The sequence below is a fragment of the Paraburkholderia sp. PREW-6R genome (assembly GCF_039621805.1).
Classification (GTDB): Bacteria; Pseudomonadota; Gammaproteobacteria; order Burkholderiales; family Burkholderiaceae; genus Paraburkholderia.
In genome coordinates, this window is the sequence record NZ_CP155073.1 from 2,699,462 (window position 1) to 2,717,026 (window position 17,565).

A 17,565-nucleotide genomic window follows, 5' to 3' on the forward strand; every position below is an offset into this window, starting at 1 on the left:
ACAAGCAGGCTCATCAACCGCGCGGATGATGCATGGCGTGCAGCGACTTCAAGCGCTCGCGGGCCACGTGCGTGTAGATTTGCGTCGTCGATATATCCGTGTGGCCGAGCAACAGTTGCACGACGCGCAGGTCGGCGCCGTGGTTGAGCAGGTGTGTCGCGAACGCATGTCGCAGCGTATGCGGCGACAGCGGCGCGTGGACGCCTGCCGCCACCGCATGACGTTTGATGATGTTCCAGAACTGCTGACGCGTCATGCCTTCCGCACGGTTCGTCACGAAGAGCGCGTCGGTGGCGCGTGCGCCGAGCAACGCGGGCCGCGCTTCGCGCAGATAACGCTCGATCCAGCCGTGCGCTTCTTCGCCGAACGGAATCAGCCGTTCCTTCGAGCCCTTACCCATCACACGCACCACGCCTTCGTTCAGGCCCACTTCCACTGTTTTGAGCGTGACGAGTTCGGTCACGCGCAAACCGCTCGCGTACATCAACTCCAGCATCGTGCGATCGCGCAGGCCCAACGCCGTGCCGACATCGGGTGCGCCGAGCAGCGCTTCGACCTGCGCTTCGGTGAGCGTGGACGGAAAACGGGGCGGCTGTTTCGCCGAGCGGATGCGCACGGTGGGATCGACCTGCGTGCGATGCTCGCGCACGGCCCAGCCGTAGTAGCGCCGGAACACGGAGAGGCGCCGGTTCGCCGACGTCGATTTGTCGTTGCGCCGCGCCGCGCTATACGCATTGAGATCAGCCTCGCTGACGGTGTCGAGCGACGCATGGCGCGACTGCACGAGCCATTCAGCGAACAGACGCAGATCGCGGCGGTACGCGTCGAGCGTGTTGCGTGACAGGCCGTGTTCGAGCCACAACGCGTCGCAGAATGCGTCGATCGAGGCCGAGCTTGCCAGATAGAGAGGAGATGCGACGCTTGCGTCGTCGGCGAGGGTATCGCTCATGCGTAAAGGATGCTCCTGCATTCTTGCTGCGCTTTCGTTCGCCGGACCTGTGCCTTCCGGGAACCCGGCGCGAGTTCCGGCAAGCCGCTACTTTACGCCGCTTCCAACGCCCATTCCACATGCTCGCGCACGACGGAGGAAGCGTCCTGCGCACGCGCTCGAAGCGCGAGCACGATCGCCTCGCGCGCGCTTGCGCCGAGACTGCCGGACGGCGAGCGCAGCGCGTTGCCCATTCCCACCGCGAGATTGCGCAGCCAGCTTTCGTAGCCGATCCGGCGAATTGCGCTGCCTTGCATGCGCGTGTCGAAATCCGCCGCGCTCCATGCAAACAGTTCGACGAGCGTCGCCCGATCGAGTCCATGCCGCACATCGAAATCCGCGACGGGCGCGGCCTGCGCGAACTTGTTCCACGGACACACGAGCTGGCAATCATCGCACCCGTACACGCGATTGCCGATCAACGGCCGCATGTCGCGCGGAATGCTGCCCTTCAGTTCGATCGTCAGATACGAAATGCATAGACGCGCGTCGACCTTATAAGGCGCGACGATCGCGCCGGTCGGGCACGCGCCAATGCAGCGTGTGCAACTGCCGCAATGCGCGCCCGGTGTTTCCGGCGCGGCTTCGGGTACAGTCTCGGCGTCGGTCGGCAATGGCACATCGACATAAATTTCGCCGAGAAAGAACAGCGAACCGGCGTCGCGTTGCAGTAACAGCGTGTGCTTGCCGCGCCAGCCGATGCCCGCCTTCTGCGCCAGTTCGACTTCGAGCACCGGTGCGGAATCGGTAAATACGCGGTAGCCAAACGAGCCGATCTCCGCCTCGATTTTTTCAGCGAGATGTTGCAGACGGTTACGCATCACCTTGTGATAGTCGCGACCTCGCGCGTAAATCGACACGACCGCGGCCGCGGGGTCCGCGAGGCGCGCATGCTCGGCCGCACGCCAGTCCTGCGCAAGCGGAGCGCCTGGAGATGTGCGTCCATGTGCGTTCGCGCTTGACGTCTCGGCGGGCAAATAGGCGATGCGCGCAGTGATCACACGTCGCGTGCCGGCAACGAGCTCTGCCGGGCGCGCGCGTTTCATGCCGTGTTTCGCCATATAATCCATCTCGCCGTGGCACCCCGCTTCCAGCCAGGCTGCAAGCGGCGCTTCGGCAGCGTAGAGATCGGTGTCGCTAATGCCGATCGCTCCGAAACCCAGTTCACGGCCCCACGTTTTGATGTTGAGCGCGAGCGTGTTCAGCGCCGCTTCATCGAAATGACGCTCGGCACGCACGTCGTCGATGGCGTCGATCGCGTCGATCGGCTCGGGCGTGCGGGACACTGGGGACTCCGGACTTCGGTTCATCACGCCATTTTACGAGAATGCCTGCCAATTCCGATCTCGCCGTTCCACCGGCCGCCAACGTCCTGCTCGAACGCACCTTCGCGCTCGCAGACGAAGCCGCCACCAACGCGTTCGGCGAGCGCTTCGCGAAGGCGATCGACAGTGTGCGTGAAGCCCGGCTCGACACGCCCGATGCTCATGGCGACAGGGCTTTTTATGGGCTGCAGGTCCAACTCGTCGGCGATCTCGGCGCCGGCAAAACCACACTGGTACGCGCCACGTTGCGCGGCCTCGGCCATACAGGCCGCGTGCGCAGTCCCACTTATACACTCGTCGAACCTTATACGCTCGCGCGGCCCGCTGGGGAACTCGCGCTCTATCACTTCGATCTGTACAGATTCACCGATCCGGCCGAATGGGCCGACGCGGGCTTTCGCGAGTATTTCGACAGCGGCGCCATCTGCCTCGTCGAATGGCCGCAACGCGCGGGGCGCCTTCTCGGCATACCGGATCTCGTCTTCTCACTCGATCTCGACAGCGGGAACGACGCACGCGTGCTCGTCGCACGGGCATACAGCGAATCAGGAAAGGCATGTCTCGAAAGATGTTGATCAAACCGTTCCGCTCGATCGAATCAGCGGCTACCGCAACGCATAACTGGCGGCGCCGGCAGATTCTGCGGGCGGGCGCGTCCACCCTCGTGCTCGGACTCGTCGCGCCGCGTCTCGCAAGGGCAAGCTCCGTGCTCGGCGTGCGCGTGTGGCCGGCGCGCGACTACACGCGCGTGACGATCGAATCGGATCAGCCGTTGCAGAACGCGCAGCAACTGCTGCAAGGTCCGGACCGCCTGGTCGTAGATCTCAGTGGCCTCGACCTCGACCAGGAACTGAAAGACCTGGTGTCGAAGATCACGCCAAACGATCCGCAGATCCAGTCGGTGCGCGTTGGCCAGTATCAGCCGCATGTCGTGCGCATGGTGTTCGATCTGAAAGGTTCGGTGAAGCCACAGGTCTTCGCGTTGCCGCCGGTCGGCGCGTACAAATACCGTCTGGTGTTCGACCTGTACCCCGCCGTTGCGCCCGATCCGCTGATGGATCTGCTCGCGCAAAGCGAGCGCAAGCAGCAGACTCTCGACCAGAACGCCGCGCCGCCGGCCACACTCAGCGGCCCCGGCACCACGCCGCCAGCCGCCGACAACAGCGAGGCCTTCTTCGAACGTTATGCGCAGAACGGCGGCGCCGGCAGCGCGGGCGGGAGCACGTCGGGCGTGCCGCATCCGCCCACGCATCTCACGCCGTCACCGGTGCCGGCTCCAATGCCGCCCATTGCCGGCCGGCCCGGCGCGCCTTCGGTGCCGGTCGCGCCGCCCACCGCGATTGCCCGCAACAAAGGCGCCACGAGCGGCAGCCACGGCAGCGCGAACCTCGGCGATGGCGACAACGACGACACGTACGCGTTCACCACGCCTAAATCCGGCAAGAGCAACACCGTGCGTCTGTTGACGGTTGCAATCGACCCGGGTCATGGCGGTGAAGATCCAGGCGCAATCGGCGGTTCGGGCACCTATGAAAAACACGTCGCATTGGACATCGCGAAGAAGCTGCGCGCGAAGATCGACGGACAGCCGAACATGCGCGCGATGATGACACGCGACGCCGACTTCTTCGTGCCGCTCAACGTACGCGTGCAGAAAGCGCGTCGCGTCGGGGCGGATCTGTTCGTGTCGATCCACGCGGACGCGTTCACCACGCCGGAGGCAAAGGGCTCGTCGGTGTTCGCGCTGTCGGAGCATGGCGCGTCGAGCGCCGCGGCGCGCTGGATGGCGAACAAGGAAAACTCGTCGGATCAGATTGGCGGCATCAACATCAAATCCGACGACGCCGCGGTGAACCGCGCGCTGTTCGACATGTCGACCACCGCGCAGATTCGCGATTCAATGCGTTACGGCAACTTCGTGCTGAAGGAAATTGGCGGCATCAACAAGTTGCACAAGGGGTCGGTCGAGCAGGCCGGGTTTGCCGTGCTCAAAGCGCCGGACATTCCGTCGATCCTCGTGGAAACGGCCTTCATCAGTAACCCGGACGAAGAACGCCGCCTGAACGACGACGCGTATCGCGACAAGATGGCCGACGCGATCATGACCGGCATCAAGCGCTACTTCGCCGCCAACCCGCCGCTCGCGAAGAACCGCATGACCTGACGCACCACGCTGCGATGACACCACGAATGACGGCCGCTCGATGCGGCCGTTTTTTCGTTGCGCACGCAAATCAGGCTTCGGCCCACGGCTCGGCCCACGCGGCGTTTAACGCGCCGGCACGAATCGCTGCAGGACCCGTCCGCCGAATACATTGACGGCGAGCCCGGCCATGACCAGCGCTGCGCCTGCGATCTGCGCGGCAGACAGGCTCTCATTGAGAAACAGCGATGCGGATGCGAGGCCGACGATCGGCACCAGCAACGAGAACGGCGCGACCTGACTCGCGGGATAGCGCGACAGCAGACGGCTCCAGAGTCCGTAGCCGAGCAAGGTAGCGATGAACGCCAGATAGACGATTGCGAAGATCGACATGGCGCTGATGCCGGAGAGCGCCGCGACGATCCGCTGCGGTCCCTCGAACGCATAAGACAGCGCGAAAAACGGCAGCGGCGGAATCAGGCTTCCCCACACCACCAGCCCGACCAGGTCAACCTGGCCGATCTTCTTCGTCACGATGTTGCCGAGCGCCCATGAGCACGCGGCGCATAACGTGAGCGCGAAACCGGCAAGCGTCATCGCGTGGCCGCCCTGCAGACCGATCACGGCGAGGCCGCCCGCTGCGATCAGCAGACCGATCACATTCGGCACGCGGAAACCTTCACGCAGAAAAAGCGCCGCGAACACCAGCGTAAAAAACGCCTGCGCCTGCAGCACGAGCGACGCGAGACCCGCCGGCATGCCGACGTACATGGCCGAAAACAGGAAAACGAATTGCCCGAATGAAATCGTCGCGCCGTACGCTAGCAGCCAGCGCCAACGCATGCGCGGACGTTTGACGAAAAACACAGCCGGCACCGCCGCGAGCGTGAAACGTAACGCGCCGAGCAGCATCGGCGGCACGCCATGCAAGCCCACCTTGATCACGACGAAATTGACGCCCCACGCCACGACAACCACCAGCGCGAGCAAAAGATCCCTCGGCGACATGCCGGTCCCCCTCTGATTGTTGGATCCGGCAGTTTACCGGACGCGATAGCGGGTTGAAGTGCGTCATTGCGTAGCCAGCCGTTCAGCCAGCCTCCTGCGCTCGCGATGCAACACGGCATGACGGACCCCGCGCCCCGCCTGCTCATGATTGCAGAACCTCGCTGCGGTCACGACGTCAACCGCAGTAGAATCGTCCATTAAACGCATTTACCCACTCTCCTCCTGGCGAGTCTGCCCATGTCATCCTCGATCAAAGCAGTCCTCACGCCGCATCTGCGCGACGTCGGCACTCTCACCGTGCGGCGCGTGCTGCCGGCCATGGCCGCGCGTCTGGTCGGGCCGTTCATTTTCTTCGACCACATGGGCCCCGCACGGCTCGACCCGGGCGTGGGCCTCGACGTGCGTCCGCACCCGCATATCGGCCTTGCCACCGTCACGTACCTGTTCGACGGCGCGATCATGCATCGCGACAGCCTCGGCTCGGAGCAGAAGATCCTCCCAGGCGACGTCAACTGGATGACGGCCGGGCGCGGGATCGTTCACTCCGAACGTACGCCTGCCGAAGACCGCGCGGGCGGTCTGAACATGCATGGCATTCAGACGTGGGTCGCGCTGCCGCTGGAGGACGAGGACGTCGAGCCGTCGTTCGCGCATCATGAGGCGCAGACGTTGCCGGTCGTCGAGCGGAACGGCGTGACGCTGCGTGTGATAGCGGGCACCGCGTTCGGCGAAACTTCGCCGGTCGTCACTTTTTCCGGCACGCTGTATGTCGCCGCGCAGTTCGAGCCGGGCGGCGCCTTCGCGCTCGAACCCGAGCATGAGGAACGCGGCGTCTATCTGGTGGACGGCGATCTGGAAATCGACGGCACACCGCTCGAAGTCGGTCAGATGGCCGTGCTCGCGCTCGACGAAACGGTCACGCTCGCGAGCACGCACGGCGCGCGCGCGATGCTGCTCGGCGGCGAGAAGCTCGACGGCGAGCGTTTTATCGAATGGAATTTTGTCGCCAGTTCGCGCGAAAAAATCGAAGCGGCCAAGCTAGCGTGGGCGAATCAGGAAATGGGCCATGTGCCTGGCGAAACCGAATGGATTCCGCTGCCGGTACGGAAATGACGCCACCCAACGCGCGCCGTATTGATTCCGCCGCGTTCGGCCCCAATTAAGCTGCAAACCGTTTTTATCGACGAGGACGCAATGGACACCACGCTGGCCACATTTGAACAGGACGTCATCGCGGCGTCGACACTGGCCCCTGTGCTGGTCGATTTCTGGGCGCCCTGGTGCGGCCCGTGCAAGACGCTAGGCCCGATGCTCGAAAAGCTCGAAGCCGAAGCCGCCGGCAAATGGAAGCTGGTCAAGGTGAATGTCGACGAGAACCAGGAATTGGCCGCTCACTTCCAGGTGCGCAGCATTCCGCACGTCATGGCGTTTGCCGACGGCCGGCCGGTCGATCAGTTCGTCGGCGTGTTGCCGGAAGGGCAACTGCGCGAATTCATTGAGCGTCTGGTGCCGCAAGGCGCGGACGCAGCCCGACTCGAAGCGCACGCCGCGCTGGACGAAGGCCGCCGTGAAGATGCGTACGACGCGCTGCAGGCCGCGCTCGCGTACGACCCGGGTTTCGACGAAGCGCGCATGGACCGCATCGAAATGCTGCTCGAAGACAACCGTATCGACGAGGCACGTAACGAGGTCGATCTGCTGTCGCCGAAAACCACGCAAGGCATCGATGCGCGTTTTAACGCGATCAAGACGCGGCTCGACGCCGTGGATGCAGCCGCAGATCTGCCGCCCACCGACGCGCTGGAGGCAAAGGTCGCCGCCAGTCCCGACGACCTCGAAGCACGCTTTGATCTGGCCAGCGCACTCATTGCGCACCGCAAATACGCGGGCGCGCTCGAACACCTGCTGGCGATCGTGCAGCGCGACCGCACGTTCCGCGACGACATTGGGCGCAAGACCATGTTGTCGGTGTTCGATCTGGCCGCGCATCAGCCGGAACTCGTTGCGCAGTGGCGGCGCAAGTTGAGCGCGGCGCTGTATTGAGCGGTGCAGCCAACGTCGTAGTCAAGAATCTTTGTGCCAGCGTACGGACCAGCAAAGGCGCGGCATGCAAGCCGCGCCTTTTTTCATTGTTGAGGTGCATGCGCTGATGCGCCTTCTGTCCTCATCCCGCCGCCTGTCTTGCCAGTGCTCGCAACACGTGCGCGGCCGCCGCGAAACCGAAGCTCGCTGTCACGCACACGCTCGAACCGAATCCCGCACAGTTCAAACCGATCGGCCCCGTGTGTCCCGGCGACGTCGTGACGTGCTCTGCTTCGTCATCGATATCGCAGACGGCAGCCTCCGGATAGATCAGCGGCTCGTCGGAATAGACGGCGGCCACCTTGAATTTCGCCTTCGGCCCGCGCGGAAAACCGTGCTGTTTGCGTAACTGGCCACGCACCTTGGATAGCAGCGGATCCTGAATGGTCAGCGCCAGATCGTCGATGCGAATGCGGGTGGGATCGAGCTGGCCGCCCGCCCCGCCGACCGTGATCAACGGCTGTTTCTTTTCCACGCACCAGGCGATCAGCGCGGTCTTGGTCCGTACGCTGTCGATCGCGTCGATCACGTAGTCGAAGCCTGCGCCCAGCGTCGCCTCGAAATTGTCCGGCTCGACGAAGTCTTCGATCAGCCGCACGTCACAGTATGGATTGATCGCGGCGATGCGCTCGGCCATCGCCTCGACTTTGGGCTTTCCGTAATTGCCGTCGAGCGCGTGAATCTGCCGGTTCGTATTGCTTTCGGCGACGTTATCGAGATCGATCAGCGTCAGCGTGCCGACCGCGCTGCGTGCGAGCGCTTCGGCCACCCATGAGCCGACTCCGCCGATACCGATTACCGCGACGTGCGCGCCTTCAAACGCGGCGAGCGCCGGCGCGCCGTACAGGCGGGCGATTCCGCCGAAGCGGCGCGCGCGATCGGCGGTTTCACTCCCGTCGAGGCTGGTAGTAAGATCGGTTTGCGCGGTCGTGCTGGACATCATGGCGGGGCTCGTGGAAGACAGGCAAAGCAGAAGGTTTCGCGCGAGGTTGCGCAGCCCGTATTTTGCCTGAACGTCCCGCTTCGCATTGCAGCGGTGAACAACAAGGGCGTGCCGCGAAAGCGCCGGCAGGCGTGAAGTGCGGCGCGTGGCCATGACCGGGCCGCGCGCAAAAAAATTACGCCTTAGCTATACTGAATGGACTGTAGCGTTTGCATAAGAACATGACCTCACTCGCCGAACTTCGAAAAAACTATTCGCTAGGTTCTTTGGACGTTACCGACATAGATCGCGATCCGTTCCGTCAGTTCGACGCATGGTTCGCACAGGCGGTCGACGCCAAACTGCCCGAACCGAATGCAATGACGCTCGCCACGGTCGATTCGCGCGGGCGGCCGTCGGCACGCATCGTCCTGATCAAGGGCGTCGACGAGCGCGGGTTCGCGTTCTTCACTAATTACGAAAGCCGCAAAGGCCGTGAACTGGCGGCCAATCCTTACGCGAGCCTTCTGTTTTACTGGATCGAACTCGAACGGCAAGTACGTGTGGAAGGCCGCATCGTGAAGACGAGCAGCGAGGAAAGCGACGCGTACTTCGCGTCGCGTCCGCTCGGCTCGCGGATCGGCGCGTGGGCGTCGAATCAGAGTCAGGTGATTGAAAGCCGTTCGCAGCTCGAAACACGCGAACGCGAAATGAGCCTGCAGTACGGCGATCATCCGCCGCGTCCACCGCATTGGGGCGGCTATCGTTTGGTGCCCGAAGCAATCGAGTTCTGGCAGGGCCGGCCGTCGCGTCTGCACGACCGTTTGCTCTACACGCGTTCAAGCGAAAACAGCGCCTGGCAAATCTCCCGCCTTTCGCCTTGAATCTGAATAAAACGCCGAACGCGCGCCGCCAATGCAGCAGCGCGCGGCGGCCGGATCGTGTCACGCAGCATGGGAGTCGCGCTGCGCTGAACCACGATCCACATAAGCTTTGCTTGAGTTCAACGGACACGGAGAAATCACATGTTCTGGGAGAAGAAGCTGGCGCAGTGGGTGGAAGATGTAAAAACCAAGGCTAACCTGCCAGCACGGCTCGTGCTGTGGGACGGCCAGCAACATGACTTCGGGCAGTTCGCCGCGCCCCAGGTCACGCTACACGTGAAGAGCGCCACGGCGCTGCCCTATCTGCTGGAACCCAGCCTCGACAATCTTGGCGAGGCCTACGTGAAGGGCAAGATCGACATCGAAGGCAAGCTGTCGGACATCATCAACATCGGCTATCAGCTCGCGCGCAATACGGTGACGAGCGCGAGCAAGCTGGCGCGCGTACGACGCTACTTCAACCATTCGAAGGCGTCGGACAAGAAGGCGATCCAGTATCACTACGACGTCTCGAACGAGTTCTACAAGCTGTGGCTCGATGAGAACATGGTGTACTCGTGCGCGTACTTCGAAAATGGCGACGAAGATCTCGCCACCGCGCAGATCAAAAAGATCGACCACATCCTCACGAAAATCCAGTTGCAACCGGGGCAGCGTCTGCTCGACATTGGCTGCGGCTGGGGCGCGCTCGTCATCCGGGCGGCGCAGAAATTCGGCGCGAAATGCGTGGGCGTGACGTTGTCGCAGAACCAGTTCGACCTTGCCACGCAGCGCGTGAAGGCGGCTGGCCTCGAAAACCAGATCGAGATTCGTCTGCAGGATTACCGCGACGTTCAGGGACAATTCGACCGCATTACGAGCGTCGGCATGTTCGAACACGTGGGCCGCAAGAACCTGCCGGGTTACTTTGAGAAGATTCGCGATCTGCTGGTGGACGACGGCATTGCGATGAATCACGGCATTACGTCGAGCGACTCGGATAGCGGCGAAACCGCACTGGGCGGCGGTGAGTTTATCGACCGTTACGTGTTCCCGGACGGCGAGCTGCCGCATATCAGCCTCGCGCTCGAAGCGATGCAGCGCGGCGGCCTCGAAGCGGTTGACGTCGAAAGCCTGCGCCGTCACTATGCGCACACGCTGGACATCTGGGCAGAAAATTTCGAGGCGCATGCCGACGAGGCCCGTAAGCTCGTCGACGACGAGAAATTCCGCATCTGGCGCGTGTACCTTGCTGGCTGCGCCTACGCGTTCGAAACCGACGACGTGTCGATCTACCAGGTGGTGTGCCGCAAGGCTGGCCGCAGCGCGAAAACCTTGCCGTGGTCGCGCCGCTATATGTATGAAAAACCGCTGTGACACGGTGGCGCTAGCGCGCCGGTCCGTGTATCTATAGCGGACGGGCGCGATCCGGCGCAACCTTGAACAGCAGGCCAAATGTCGATGGACCCGAGCGGGACGAGTGAAATTGCAGAGCCGGTGAGCGGTGAGGCCGAACCGCAAGCCGAAGCGGTTCAGTTCGATCTGTTCGGAATGCCGGTGGAACACTCGTCCGCAGTATCGGCAAAAGCAGATTGCCATTCAAGGAAGCCGCTGAGCCGCACCGCTGCCACCGATGACATTGCCGGGCAGGCGGGCTCACCTGCCGACGCGGATGCCGATGCCAATGCCGCGCTGGAACACGCCGAATCCCGCCGGCAAGCGCGCGCGAACACCGATAGAACCGCTTCGCTATGGGAAGGCGAAGCGGCCGTCGGCAACGCAGAAACCCTGCCCGCGAATAATCCAAAAAAGCGCCGCTCTCGCGATGTCGTCGCTGCACCGCCCTCGGCGGAACTGCTGGCACTCGCCGCCAACCTGCCGCCACAGATTCACCTTGGCACGTCCACCTGGTCGTTTCCGGGCTGGAACGGCATTGTCTACGGCGACGAATACAGCAACAGCAAGCTCTCGCGCGAAGGGCTGAGCGCCTATAGCGCGCATCCGCTGCTGAAAACGGTGAGCATCGACCGGTCGTTTTATCAGGCGCTGACCATCACCGACTATCTGCGCTACGCGCAACAGGTGCCCGAGCACTTCCGCTTTATCGTCAAAGCGCCGATGACGATCACCGACGCTACCGTGCGCGCCGAACGCGGCGAGCCGATGTCCGTCAATCCCTGCTTTCTGAACGCGCAAATGGCAATCGACGAGTTCGTCACGCCCTGCGTGGAAGGTCTTGGCAGGAAGGCCGGCGCACTGGTGTTCCAGCTTTCGCCGCTGCCGGATCAGATGCTCGCGCAACCTGCGGTGTTCATCGAACGTCTGGCCGGGTTTTTGTTGGCGCTACCGCCGCTGCCGCAGGGCACGTGTTACGCCGTCGAAATTCGCGATGCGAGCCTGCTCACGCCGCGCTTTATCCGCGCCCTCAAGATGGCGGGCGTGCGGTATTGCGTCGGGATTCACGCGCGCATGCCCGACCCGCTGCGTCAGGCAGCGGCGCTTGCGCTGCTCGACGGCGAGCCCGCCGGACCGTTGATCGTCAGGTGGAGCCTGCACGGAGGCTTCAAATACGAACAGGCGAAGGCGAAGTACGAGCCGTTTGATCAGCTCGTCGATCAGGACCCGGCCACACGCGCGTCGCTCGCCGAAGTGGCTGCGCGCTATGCGCTGGCCGGTCAGCCGGTGGTGATCGCCATCAATAACAAGGCGGAAGGCTCGGCGCCGCTGAGTTGCGTGGAACTGGCGCGGGCGATCATTGAAGCGTACGCGCGGCTTGCCCATGAGCGGCAGCACGGGCAGCCGCACGAGGTCGGCGAGCCCGAACCGTCGCCGCAAGAAAACCCCCAGTGCGACCCGGACTGATTGTTTGCGCCCGTTGCCTCGCCAACCTGCGACCCGCCATGCCGCTCAACCCGGCTTGATCCGGTGAGCGAACTTCTGACGAAACTTCGCCACCTTCGGCGCGACCACGAACGAGCAATATCCCTGATTCGGATGCTGCGCATAATAGTTCTGGTGATACGCCTCGGCCGGCCAGTAGTTGCCGTCGAGCGGCAGAACCTGCGTGACAATCGGACCGCTGTAAATCCGCTGCTCGCCAATGTCGCGGATCGTTTGCAATGCGGTTTCGCGCTGCGCGTCGGAGTTCGTGAAGATGACCGACCGATATTGCGTGCCGACGTCGTTGCCTTGCCGGTTCAACTGCGTCGGGTCGTGAATCGCGAAAAAAATCTCCAGAATCTCGCGATAGCTGATTCGCGCCGGATCGAAGTCGACGTTCACCACCTCCGCGTGACCCGTGTCGCCGTCGCACACCTGCTCGTAAGTGGGCTGCGGGGTCTGTCCGCCGGCATAGCCCGATTGCACCGAGTTCACGCCATCGACGCCCAGATACACCGCTTCGAGGCACCAGAAACATCCGCCACCCAAGGTGGCAATCTCGCCTGTCTGACTCATGCTCGTCGCTCCTTAAGACTGATTTCTGACTCGCTTCCTGACACGCCCCGGCTTGCGCGTTTTGACTTGTTCCGGCGACTGACGCCGCCGGCGCGTGCGTCGCACTTTGGTTGCAAGAACGCCTGCCCGATCGACGCCGGTCCCGCGTTGCTGCGACACGCGTCCCATTGACGCGACATCCGGCCACGCTTAAGTGGTTTTCCGCACACGGCAGCAGAGGTCGCGGCCGACATGCCGCGATAACAGTTAAAATTGCGGCAAATCGACGATTTTCACTATGACTTTCGAATCATCTGTTCCCGGCAGCACCTGCGATGGTTTCAGCCTGCCCGTCCGGCTTGCGCCAGAGACGCTCGCCCGATGAAAAAACACGCCAGCCCGCCGAATTTCGACCAGGCCGCTTTTAAACAGGCGCTCGGCCAGTTTGCCACCGGCGTCACCGTGATTACCACGCGTGCGGCGTCCGGGCAGTTGATCGGCATCACGGCAAGCTCATTCAACTCCGTTTCGCTCAATCCGCCGCTCGTGCTGTGGAGTCTCGCGACTCGCTCGGCATCCATGCCCGTATTCCGTGCGAACAGTCACTACGTGGTGAATGTGCTGGCCGCTTCTCAGCTCGATCTGTGCAAGCGTTTCGCGACGGTGAAGGGGGATCGCTTCGAGGGCGTTTCGCATGCGGAAGGCGACACCGGCATGCCGGTGCTCGACGGCGCACTCGCATGGTTCGAATGTCACAATCGTAGCCGCTACGAAGAAGGCGACCACGTGATTTTTGTCGGCGAAGTGGAGCGCTGCGGGGTGCACGAGCATGCCGCCGACCTCAAGCCACTGGTGTTTCAAAGCGGGCAATTCTTCGGACTGGATCCGCTCTGACCGGAACGCAGCCGTGCCTTGCCGGTCTCACCGGCGCGCGCGCAAAGCGGCTAACGCTTACCGATCATTATGCGACGCCCCGTGCGTGTTCGTCCGGGTCACGAGCGACACCGGCACGCCTGAGTCTTCCTTCAACGTCTGCAGCACGATATTCGAGCGGATATCCATCACGCCCGGCGCCTTGTAAAGACGCTGCAGTACGAAGTCCGAATAGTGTTTGAGGTTGTGCGCAAGCACGCGCAGCAAGTAATGCGTTTCGCCGGTCACGACGAACGCGCCGACCACCTCCGGCCAGTCCCGCACCGCTTCGGCGAAGCGCTCATGCCAGTTCTCCTGGTCGTTGCGCATGGACACCTGCACGAATGCCTCCAGTTCGAATCCCAGCACTTCACGGTTCAGACACGCGCGGTAGTGCTCGATGACACCCTGCTCTTCCAGCAGACGCAGGCGTCGCAGGCAGGCTGATGGCGAAAGCGAAATACGCTCCGCAAGGTCGAGATTGCTGATCCGTCCTTCTTGCTGAAGCACCGCCAGAATACGGCAATCGGTGGCGTCGAGCGAGATCGCGTTCATATTCGGTCTCCCTTTCCCATTTGAATCAAATTATGTTCCAAGACCGGCCTCGGAAGGTGTTTTTTTCGCAATCACATTTCACTCCAAGCCGCCTATCATTCCGTGATAGACACAAACCGCCGATGGAGACATGCAAACACTCTGGGACATCACCCCCGCCGTCGATACCGCGACGCCCGTCTGGCCCGGCGATACGCCGGTCGGTATCGAGCGTGTGTGGCGCATGGAAGCGGGCTCGCCGGTCAATGTCGCGCGTCTGACGCTGTCGCCTCATACCGGCGCGCACACTGATGCACCGTTGCATTACGACGCCAGCGGCGCAGCGATTGGCGAAGTGCCGCTCGACGCCTACCTCGGCCTATGCCGGGTGATTCACTGTATCGGCGCAACACCTGTTGTCACGCCACAACACCTGAGCGGCTCGCTCGACAATCTGCCGCCGCGAGTCTTACTGCGCACTTACAGAAAAGCGCCCATCGGCGCATGGGACAGCGCGTTCTGCGCGGTCGCGCCGGAGACGATCGATCTGCTCGCCGGCCACGGTGTAAAGCTGATCGGCATCGACACGCCGTCGCTCGATCCGCAGGAGTCGAAAACGATGGACGCGCATCACCGCATCCGCGCACACCGCATGGCGATTCTCGAAGGCGTCGTGCTGGACGCCGTCGCGCCCGGCGACTATGAACTCATCGCTTTGCCGCTGAAGTTGACCACGCTCGACGCGAGCCCGGTGCGCGCGGTGTTGCGCTCGCTGCCGCGCGTCTGACCGAACTTTGCGCAGCAAGCCTTCAGGACCTGCGGCCCTATCCCCAATCTGATCCACTGGACCATCATGAACCACCGTGACGAAGCACTGGCGCTCGACAGCGCCGATCCGCTCGCGACTTTGCGCGGCCAGTTCGCGCTGTCGTCGACGACCATCTATCTCGACGGCAATTCGCTGGGCGTGCCACCCGCGGCCGCCGCGCAACGGGCGCAAACCGTGATCGGCGCGGAATGGGGCGAAGGGCTGATCCGCAGCTGGAACACCGCCGGCTGGTTCGAACTGCCGCGCCGGCTAGGCAACAAGCTCGCACCGCTGATCGGCGCGGCCGAGAACGAAGTGGTCGTCACCGACACGATTTCGATCAACCTGTTCAAGCTGTTGTCCGCGGCGTTGCGCGTGGCGGATGCACGGGATCCAAAACGTCGCGTGATCGTGTCCGAGCGCTCCAATTTCCCGACCGATCTGTATATCGCGCAAGGCCTGATCGACCAGCTCGACCGTGGCTATGAACTGCGTCTCGTCGACGATCCGTCCGAGTTACCCGCCGCGATCGGCGACGACACGGCCATCGCGATGATCACGCACGTCAACTACCGCACCGGCTACATGCACGACATGGCCGCGCTGACACAGCAGATTCACGACAAAGGCGCGCTCGCGCTGTGGGATCTCGCGCATTCGGCGGGCGCGGTGCCGGTCGACCTGAACGGTGTCGGCGCCGACTACGCCGTAGGCTGCACGTACAAATATCTGAACGGCGGCCCCGGTTCGCCCGCGTTCGTGTGGGTGCCCAAGCGTCATCAGAACGACTTCGCGCAGCCGCTGTCCGGCTGGTGGGGTCATCGCGCGCCGTTCAGAATGGACCCGACCTATGAGCCGGATGACGGCATTGGCCGATTCCTGTGCGGCACGCAGCCCATGGTGTCGATGTCGCTCGTCGAATGCGGGCTCGACGTGTTCCTGCAAACCGATATGCAGGCGATCCGCAAAAAGTCGCTCGCGCTGACCGATCTGTTCATCGAACTCGTCGAAGCGCGCTGCGCCGACTTTCCGCTCACGCTCGTCACGCCGCGCGAACACGCGCGGCGCGGCTCGCATGCGAGCTTCGAGCATCCGCATGGTTACGAGGTGATGCAGGCGCTGATCGCGCGCGGTGTGATCGGTGACTACCGCGAGCCGCATGTATTGCGCTTTGGCTTTACGCCGCTGTACACGCGTTACGTCGACGTATGGGATGCGGTCGAGACCTTGCGCGACGTGCTGATCAACGAGACCTGGCGTGCGCCGGAATTCGCCGCGCGCGGCGCGGTAACCTGAGGAGCGCACGATGAACGATCACATGCAAACGCCTGATCTGCCGGAAGACAAACCGGCGCAAGGATGTCCGTTCGGCTACGGCGGAGCCGCCTCGTCCGCCTCGCCCGCCTTCTCCGGCGACTCCACCTCCACGGCCGCAGAAGACGGCTGGCATGACGCGCAGCTCGATTTTTCGGAGGCGATGAGTTACGGCGATTATCTGTCGCTGGGAACGGTGCTGAGCGCACAGCATCCTTTATCGCCGGATCACAACGAGATGCTGTTCATCATTCAGCATCAGACAAGCGAGTTGTGGATGAAGCTCGCGTTGTACGAATTGCAGGCCGCGCTCAAGGCAGTGCACCGCGATGAGTTGCCGCCCGCGTTCAAGATGCTCGCGCGTGTGTCGCGGATCATGGAGCAACTGGTGCAGGCCTGGAGCGTTCTGTCGACGATGACGCCGTCCGAATACACCGCCATGCGGCCTTATCTCGGGAGTTCTTCGGGGTTCCAGTCCTATCAGTACCGACAGATCGAGTTCGTTCTGGGCAACAAGAACGAGCAGATGTTAAAGCCTCACGCGCACCGCGCCGATGTTCATGCGCAGGTGAAAGCCTCACTGGAGTCGCCCTCTTTCTACGACGAAGTCGTGCGCCTGCTTGCGCGGCGCGGCTTCGAGATTTCCGCTGCGAGACTGGAGCGGGACTGGACGCAACCGACCGTGCACGATGCTTCGGTCGAGGCCGCGTGGCTCGAGGTCTACCGGAATCCTTCGAAGCACTGGGAGTTGTATGAGATGGCCGAAGAACTGGTCGATCTCGAGGACGCCTTCCGGCAGTGGCGCTTCCGGCACGTCACGACCGTCGAGCGGATCATCGGTTTCAAGCAGGGCACGGGCGGCACGAGCGGAGCTAACTATCTCCGCAAGATGCTGGACGTGGTGCTGTTTCCGGAGCTATGGCATGTGAGGACCATGCTGTAGCAAACGCCTGTTGCAGCGTGGCCCGGCAGGCCATTCGCGTCGCTTTGCAGCCTGTCCCCACGCGCCGGGCGTCCTTGACCTTCGCCGCGTCGCCGGCCGATATCTATTGCATTGCAACAGACGCTGCAACGCCGCTTGCGCATGGCCGTGACTGACGCAGCAATCCGTTAGCCCGCGATTCACGCCGCGCTGCGCCACGAAAACAAGTGGAAAACAGCGCGCCGTCACCTTGACTTTGGTATCACCGGGTACGATCATTCGCTCACAAGCAGAGCAAATGCTCCAACT

Annotated in this window: 17 protein-coding genes; 11 read left to right on the plus strand and 6 right to left on the minus strand. The window is 62.9% G+C overall.

Annotated elements, in window-relative coordinates; all coding sequences use genetic code 11:
* Positions 1–13: 13 nt before the first annotated feature.
* Together xerD and queG are read right to left on the minus strand one after the other, a co-directional pair.
* Positions 14–949 (minus strand): site-specific tyrosine recombinase XerD, encoded by a 936-nt coding sequence (xerD, locus tag AAGS40_RS11775; protein ID WP_345811539.1) that lies wholly within the window; start codon positions 947–949, stop codon positions 14–16.
* 92 nt (positions 950–1,041) lie between these two features.
* Positions 1,042–2,298, minus strand: coding sequence for a tRNA epoxyqueuosine(34) reductase QueG (gene queG / locus AAGS40_RS11780; RefSeq protein WP_345811540.1), 1,257 nt, complete (start codon positions 2,296–2,298; stop codon positions 1,042–1,044).
* Positions 2,299–2,315: 17 nt separating this feature from the next.
* Between queG and tsaE the strand changes: the two genes are divergently transcribed.
* Both tsaE and AAGS40_RS11790 read left to right on the plus strand, forming a co-directional pair.
* Positions 2,316–2,888 carry a tRNA (adenosine(37)-N6)-threonylcarbamoyltransferase complex ATPase subunit type 1 TsaE gene (tsaE, locus tag AAGS40_RS11785; protein ID WP_345811542.1) on the plus strand — a complete coding sequence of 191 codons (573 nt, stop codon included), beginning with the start codon at positions 2,316–2,318 and terminating at the stop codon, positions 2,886–2,888.
* Positions 2,870–4,477, plus strand: coding sequence for an N-acetylmuramoyl-L-alanine amidase (locus AAGS40_RS11790; RefSeq protein ID WP_345811544.1), 1,608 nt, complete (start codon positions 2,870–2,872; stop codon positions 4,475–4,477). Before tsaE ends, AAGS40_RS11790 begins: the two co-directional genes overlap by 19 nt.
* A gap of 105 nt (positions 4,478–4,582) precedes the next feature.
* Here the strand turns inward: AAGS40_RS11790 and AAGS40_RS11795 are convergent, their stop codons facing one another.
* Positions 4,583–5,464, minus strand: coding sequence for an EamA family transporter (locus tag AAGS40_RS11795; RefSeq protein WP_345811545.1), 882 nt, complete (start codon positions 5,462–5,464; stop codon positions 4,583–4,585).
* 237 nt (positions 5,465–5,701) lie between these two features.
* On the opposite strand from AAGS40_RS11795, the gene AAGS40_RS11800 reads away from it, so the two are divergent.
* The gene (locus AAGS40_RS11800) at positions 5,702–6,577 is read left to right on the plus strand and encodes a pirin family protein (protein WP_345811546.1); all 876 of its coding nucleotides are present in this window, start codon (positions 5,702–5,704) and stop codon (positions 6,575–6,577) included.
* Positions 6,578–6,658: 81 nt separating this feature from the next.
* The gene (gene trxA / locus AAGS40_RS11805) at positions 6,659–7,507 is read left to right on the plus strand and encodes a thioredoxin (RefSeq protein WP_345811547.1); all 849 of its coding nucleotides are present in this window, start codon (positions 6,659–6,661) and stop codon (positions 7,505–7,507) included.
* A 121-nt stretch (positions 7,508–7,628) separates the two neighbouring features.
* On the opposite strand, the gene tcdA is transcribed toward trxA, so the two are convergent.
* Complete coding sequence (gene tcdA / locus AAGS40_RS11810; RefSeq protein ID WP_345814387.1) at positions 7,629–8,486, minus strand: tRNA cyclic N6-threonylcarbamoyladenosine(37) synthase TcdA; 858 nt, start codon at positions 8,484–8,486, stop codon at positions 7,629–7,631.
* Between the two features lie 224 nt (positions 8,487–8,710).
* Here tcdA and pdxH point away from each other — a divergent pair, with 224 nt between their 5' ends.
* The 3 genes from pdxH to AAGS40_RS11825 all read left to right on the plus strand — a co-directional run bounded on the left by pdxH (position 8,711) and on the right by AAGS40_RS11825 (position 12,193).
* Positions 8,711–9,352 (plus strand): pyridoxamine 5'-phosphate oxidase, encoded by a 642-nt coding sequence (pdxH, locus tag AAGS40_RS11815; protein WP_345811548.1) that lies wholly within the window; start codon positions 8,711–8,713, stop codon positions 9,350–9,352.
* Positions 9,353–9,493: 141 nt separating this feature from the next.
* Complete coding sequence (locus tag AAGS40_RS11820; protein ID WP_345811549.1) at positions 9,494–10,708, plus strand: cyclopropane-fatty-acyl-phospholipid synthase family protein; 1,215 nt, start codon at positions 9,494–9,496, stop codon at positions 10,706–10,708.
* 84 nt (positions 10,709–10,792) lie between these two features.
* Positions 10,793–12,193 carry a DUF72 domain-containing protein gene (locus AAGS40_RS11825; RefSeq protein ID WP_345814390.1) on the plus strand — a complete coding sequence of 467 codons (1,401 nt, stop codon included), beginning with the start codon at positions 10,793–10,795 and terminating at the stop codon, positions 12,191–12,193.
* Positions 12,194–12,238: 45 nt separating this feature from the next.
* Here the strand turns inward: AAGS40_RS11825 and msrA are convergent, their stop codons facing one another.
* Positions 12,239–12,787 (minus strand): peptide-methionine (S)-S-oxide reductase MsrA, encoded by a 549-nt coding sequence (msrA, locus tag AAGS40_RS11830; RefSeq protein ID WP_345811550.1) that lies wholly within the window; start codon positions 12,785–12,787, stop codon positions 12,239–12,241.
* A 360-nt stretch (positions 12,788–13,147) separates the two neighbouring features.
* On the opposite strand from msrA, the gene AAGS40_RS11835 reads away from it, so the two are divergent.
* Positions 13,148–13,660, plus strand: coding sequence for a flavin reductase family protein (locus AAGS40_RS11835; RefSeq protein ID WP_345811551.1), 513 nt, complete (start codon positions 13,148–13,150; stop codon positions 13,658–13,660).
* A 57-nt stretch (positions 13,661–13,717) separates the two neighbouring features.
* Here the strand turns inward: AAGS40_RS11835 and AAGS40_RS11840 are convergent, their stop codons facing one another.
* The gene (locus AAGS40_RS11840; RefSeq protein ID WP_345811552.1) at positions 13,718–14,233 is read right to left on the minus strand and encodes an Lrp/AsnC family transcriptional regulator; all 516 of its coding nucleotides are present in this window, start codon (positions 14,231–14,233) and stop codon (positions 13,718–13,720) included.
* Between the two features lie 130 nt (positions 14,234–14,363).
* On the opposite strand from AAGS40_RS11840, the gene kynB reads away from it, so the two are divergent.
* The 3 genes from kynB (at position 14,364) to kynA (ending at position 17,277) form a co-directional block, all read left to right on the plus strand.
* Entirely contained in the window at positions 14,364–14,999 is a 636-nt protein-coding gene (gene kynB / locus AAGS40_RS11845; protein WP_345811554.1) for an arylformamidase, read from the plus strand.
* 66 nt (positions 15,000–15,065) lie between these two features.
* Positions 15,066–16,316: a kynureninase gene (kynU, locus tag AAGS40_RS11850; protein ID WP_345811555.1), complete on the plus strand. Its 1,251-nt coding sequence runs from the start codon at positions 15,066–15,068 to the stop codon at positions 16,314–16,316.
* A gap of 10 nt (positions 16,317–16,326) precedes the next feature.
* Positions 16,327–17,277 (plus strand): tryptophan 2,3-dioxygenase, encoded by a 951-nt coding sequence (gene kynA, locus AAGS40_RS11855; protein WP_345811557.1) that lies wholly within the window; start codon positions 16,327–16,329, stop codon positions 17,275–17,277.
* Positions 17,278–17,565 lie beyond the last annotated feature (288 nt).

Coding starts and splice junctions, on each gene's coding strand:
- tsaE (WP_345811542.1), top strand. CDS start 2,316: ATGCCTGCCAATTCCGATCTCGCCGTTCCACCGGCCGCCAACGTCCTG.
- pdxH (WP_345811548.1), top strand. CDS start 8,711: ATGACCTCACTCGCCGAACTTCGAAAAAACTATTCGCTAGGTTCTTTG.
- kynB (WP_345811554.1), top strand. CDS start 14,364: ATGCAAACACTCTGGGACATCACCCCCGCCGTCGATACCGCGACGCCC.
- AAGS40_RS11820 (WP_345811549.1), top strand. CDS start 9,494: ATGTTCTGGGAGAAGAAGCTGGCGCAGTGGGTGGAAGATGTAAAAACC.
- kynU (WP_345811555.1), top strand. CDS start 15,066: ATGAACCACCGTGACGAAGCACTGGCGCTCGACAGCGCCGATCCGCTC.
- msrA (WP_345811550.1), bottom strand. CDS start 12,787: ATGAGTCAGACAGGCGAGATTGCCACCTTGGGTGGCGGATGTTTCTGG.
- AAGS40_RS11800 (WP_345811546.1), top strand. CDS start 5,702: ATGTCATCCTCGATCAAAGCAGTCCTCACGCCGCATCTGCGCGACGTC.
- AAGS40_RS11790 (WP_345811544.1), top strand. CDS start 2,870: ATGTCTCGAAAGATGTTGATCAAACCGTTCCGCTCGATCGAATCAGCG.
- xerD (WP_345811539.1), bottom strand. CDS start 949: ATGAGCGATACCCTCGCCGACGACGCAAGCGTCGCATCTCCTCTCTAT.
- AAGS40_RS11795 (WP_345811545.1), bottom strand. CDS start 5,464: ATGTCGCCGAGGGATCTTTTGCTCGCGCTGGTGGTTGTCGTGGCGTGG.
- AAGS40_RS11835 (WP_345811551.1), top strand. CDS start 13,148: ATGAAAAAACACGCCAGCCCGCCGAATTTCGACCAGGCCGCTTTTAAA.
- AAGS40_RS11840 (WP_345811552.1), bottom strand. CDS start 14,233: ATGAACGCGATCTCGCTCGACGCCACCGATTGCCGTATTCTGGCGGTG.
- trxA (WP_345811547.1), top strand. CDS start 6,659: ATGGACACCACGCTGGCCACATTTGAACAGGACGTCATCGCGGCGTCG.
- AAGS40_RS11825 (WP_345814390.1), top strand. CDS start 10,793: ATGGACCCGAGCGGGACGAGTGAAATTGCAGAGCCGGTGAGCGGTGAG.
- tcdA (WP_345814387.1), bottom strand. CDS start 8,486: ATGTCCAGCACGACCGCGCAAACCGATCTTACTACCAGCCTCGACGGG.
- queG (WP_345811540.1), bottom strand. CDS start 2,298: ATGAACCGAAGTCCGGAGTCCCCAGTGTCCCGCACGCCCGAGCCGATC.
- kynA (WP_345811557.1), top strand. CDS start 16,327: ATGAACGATCACATGCAAACGCCTGATCTGCCGGAAGACAAACCGGCG.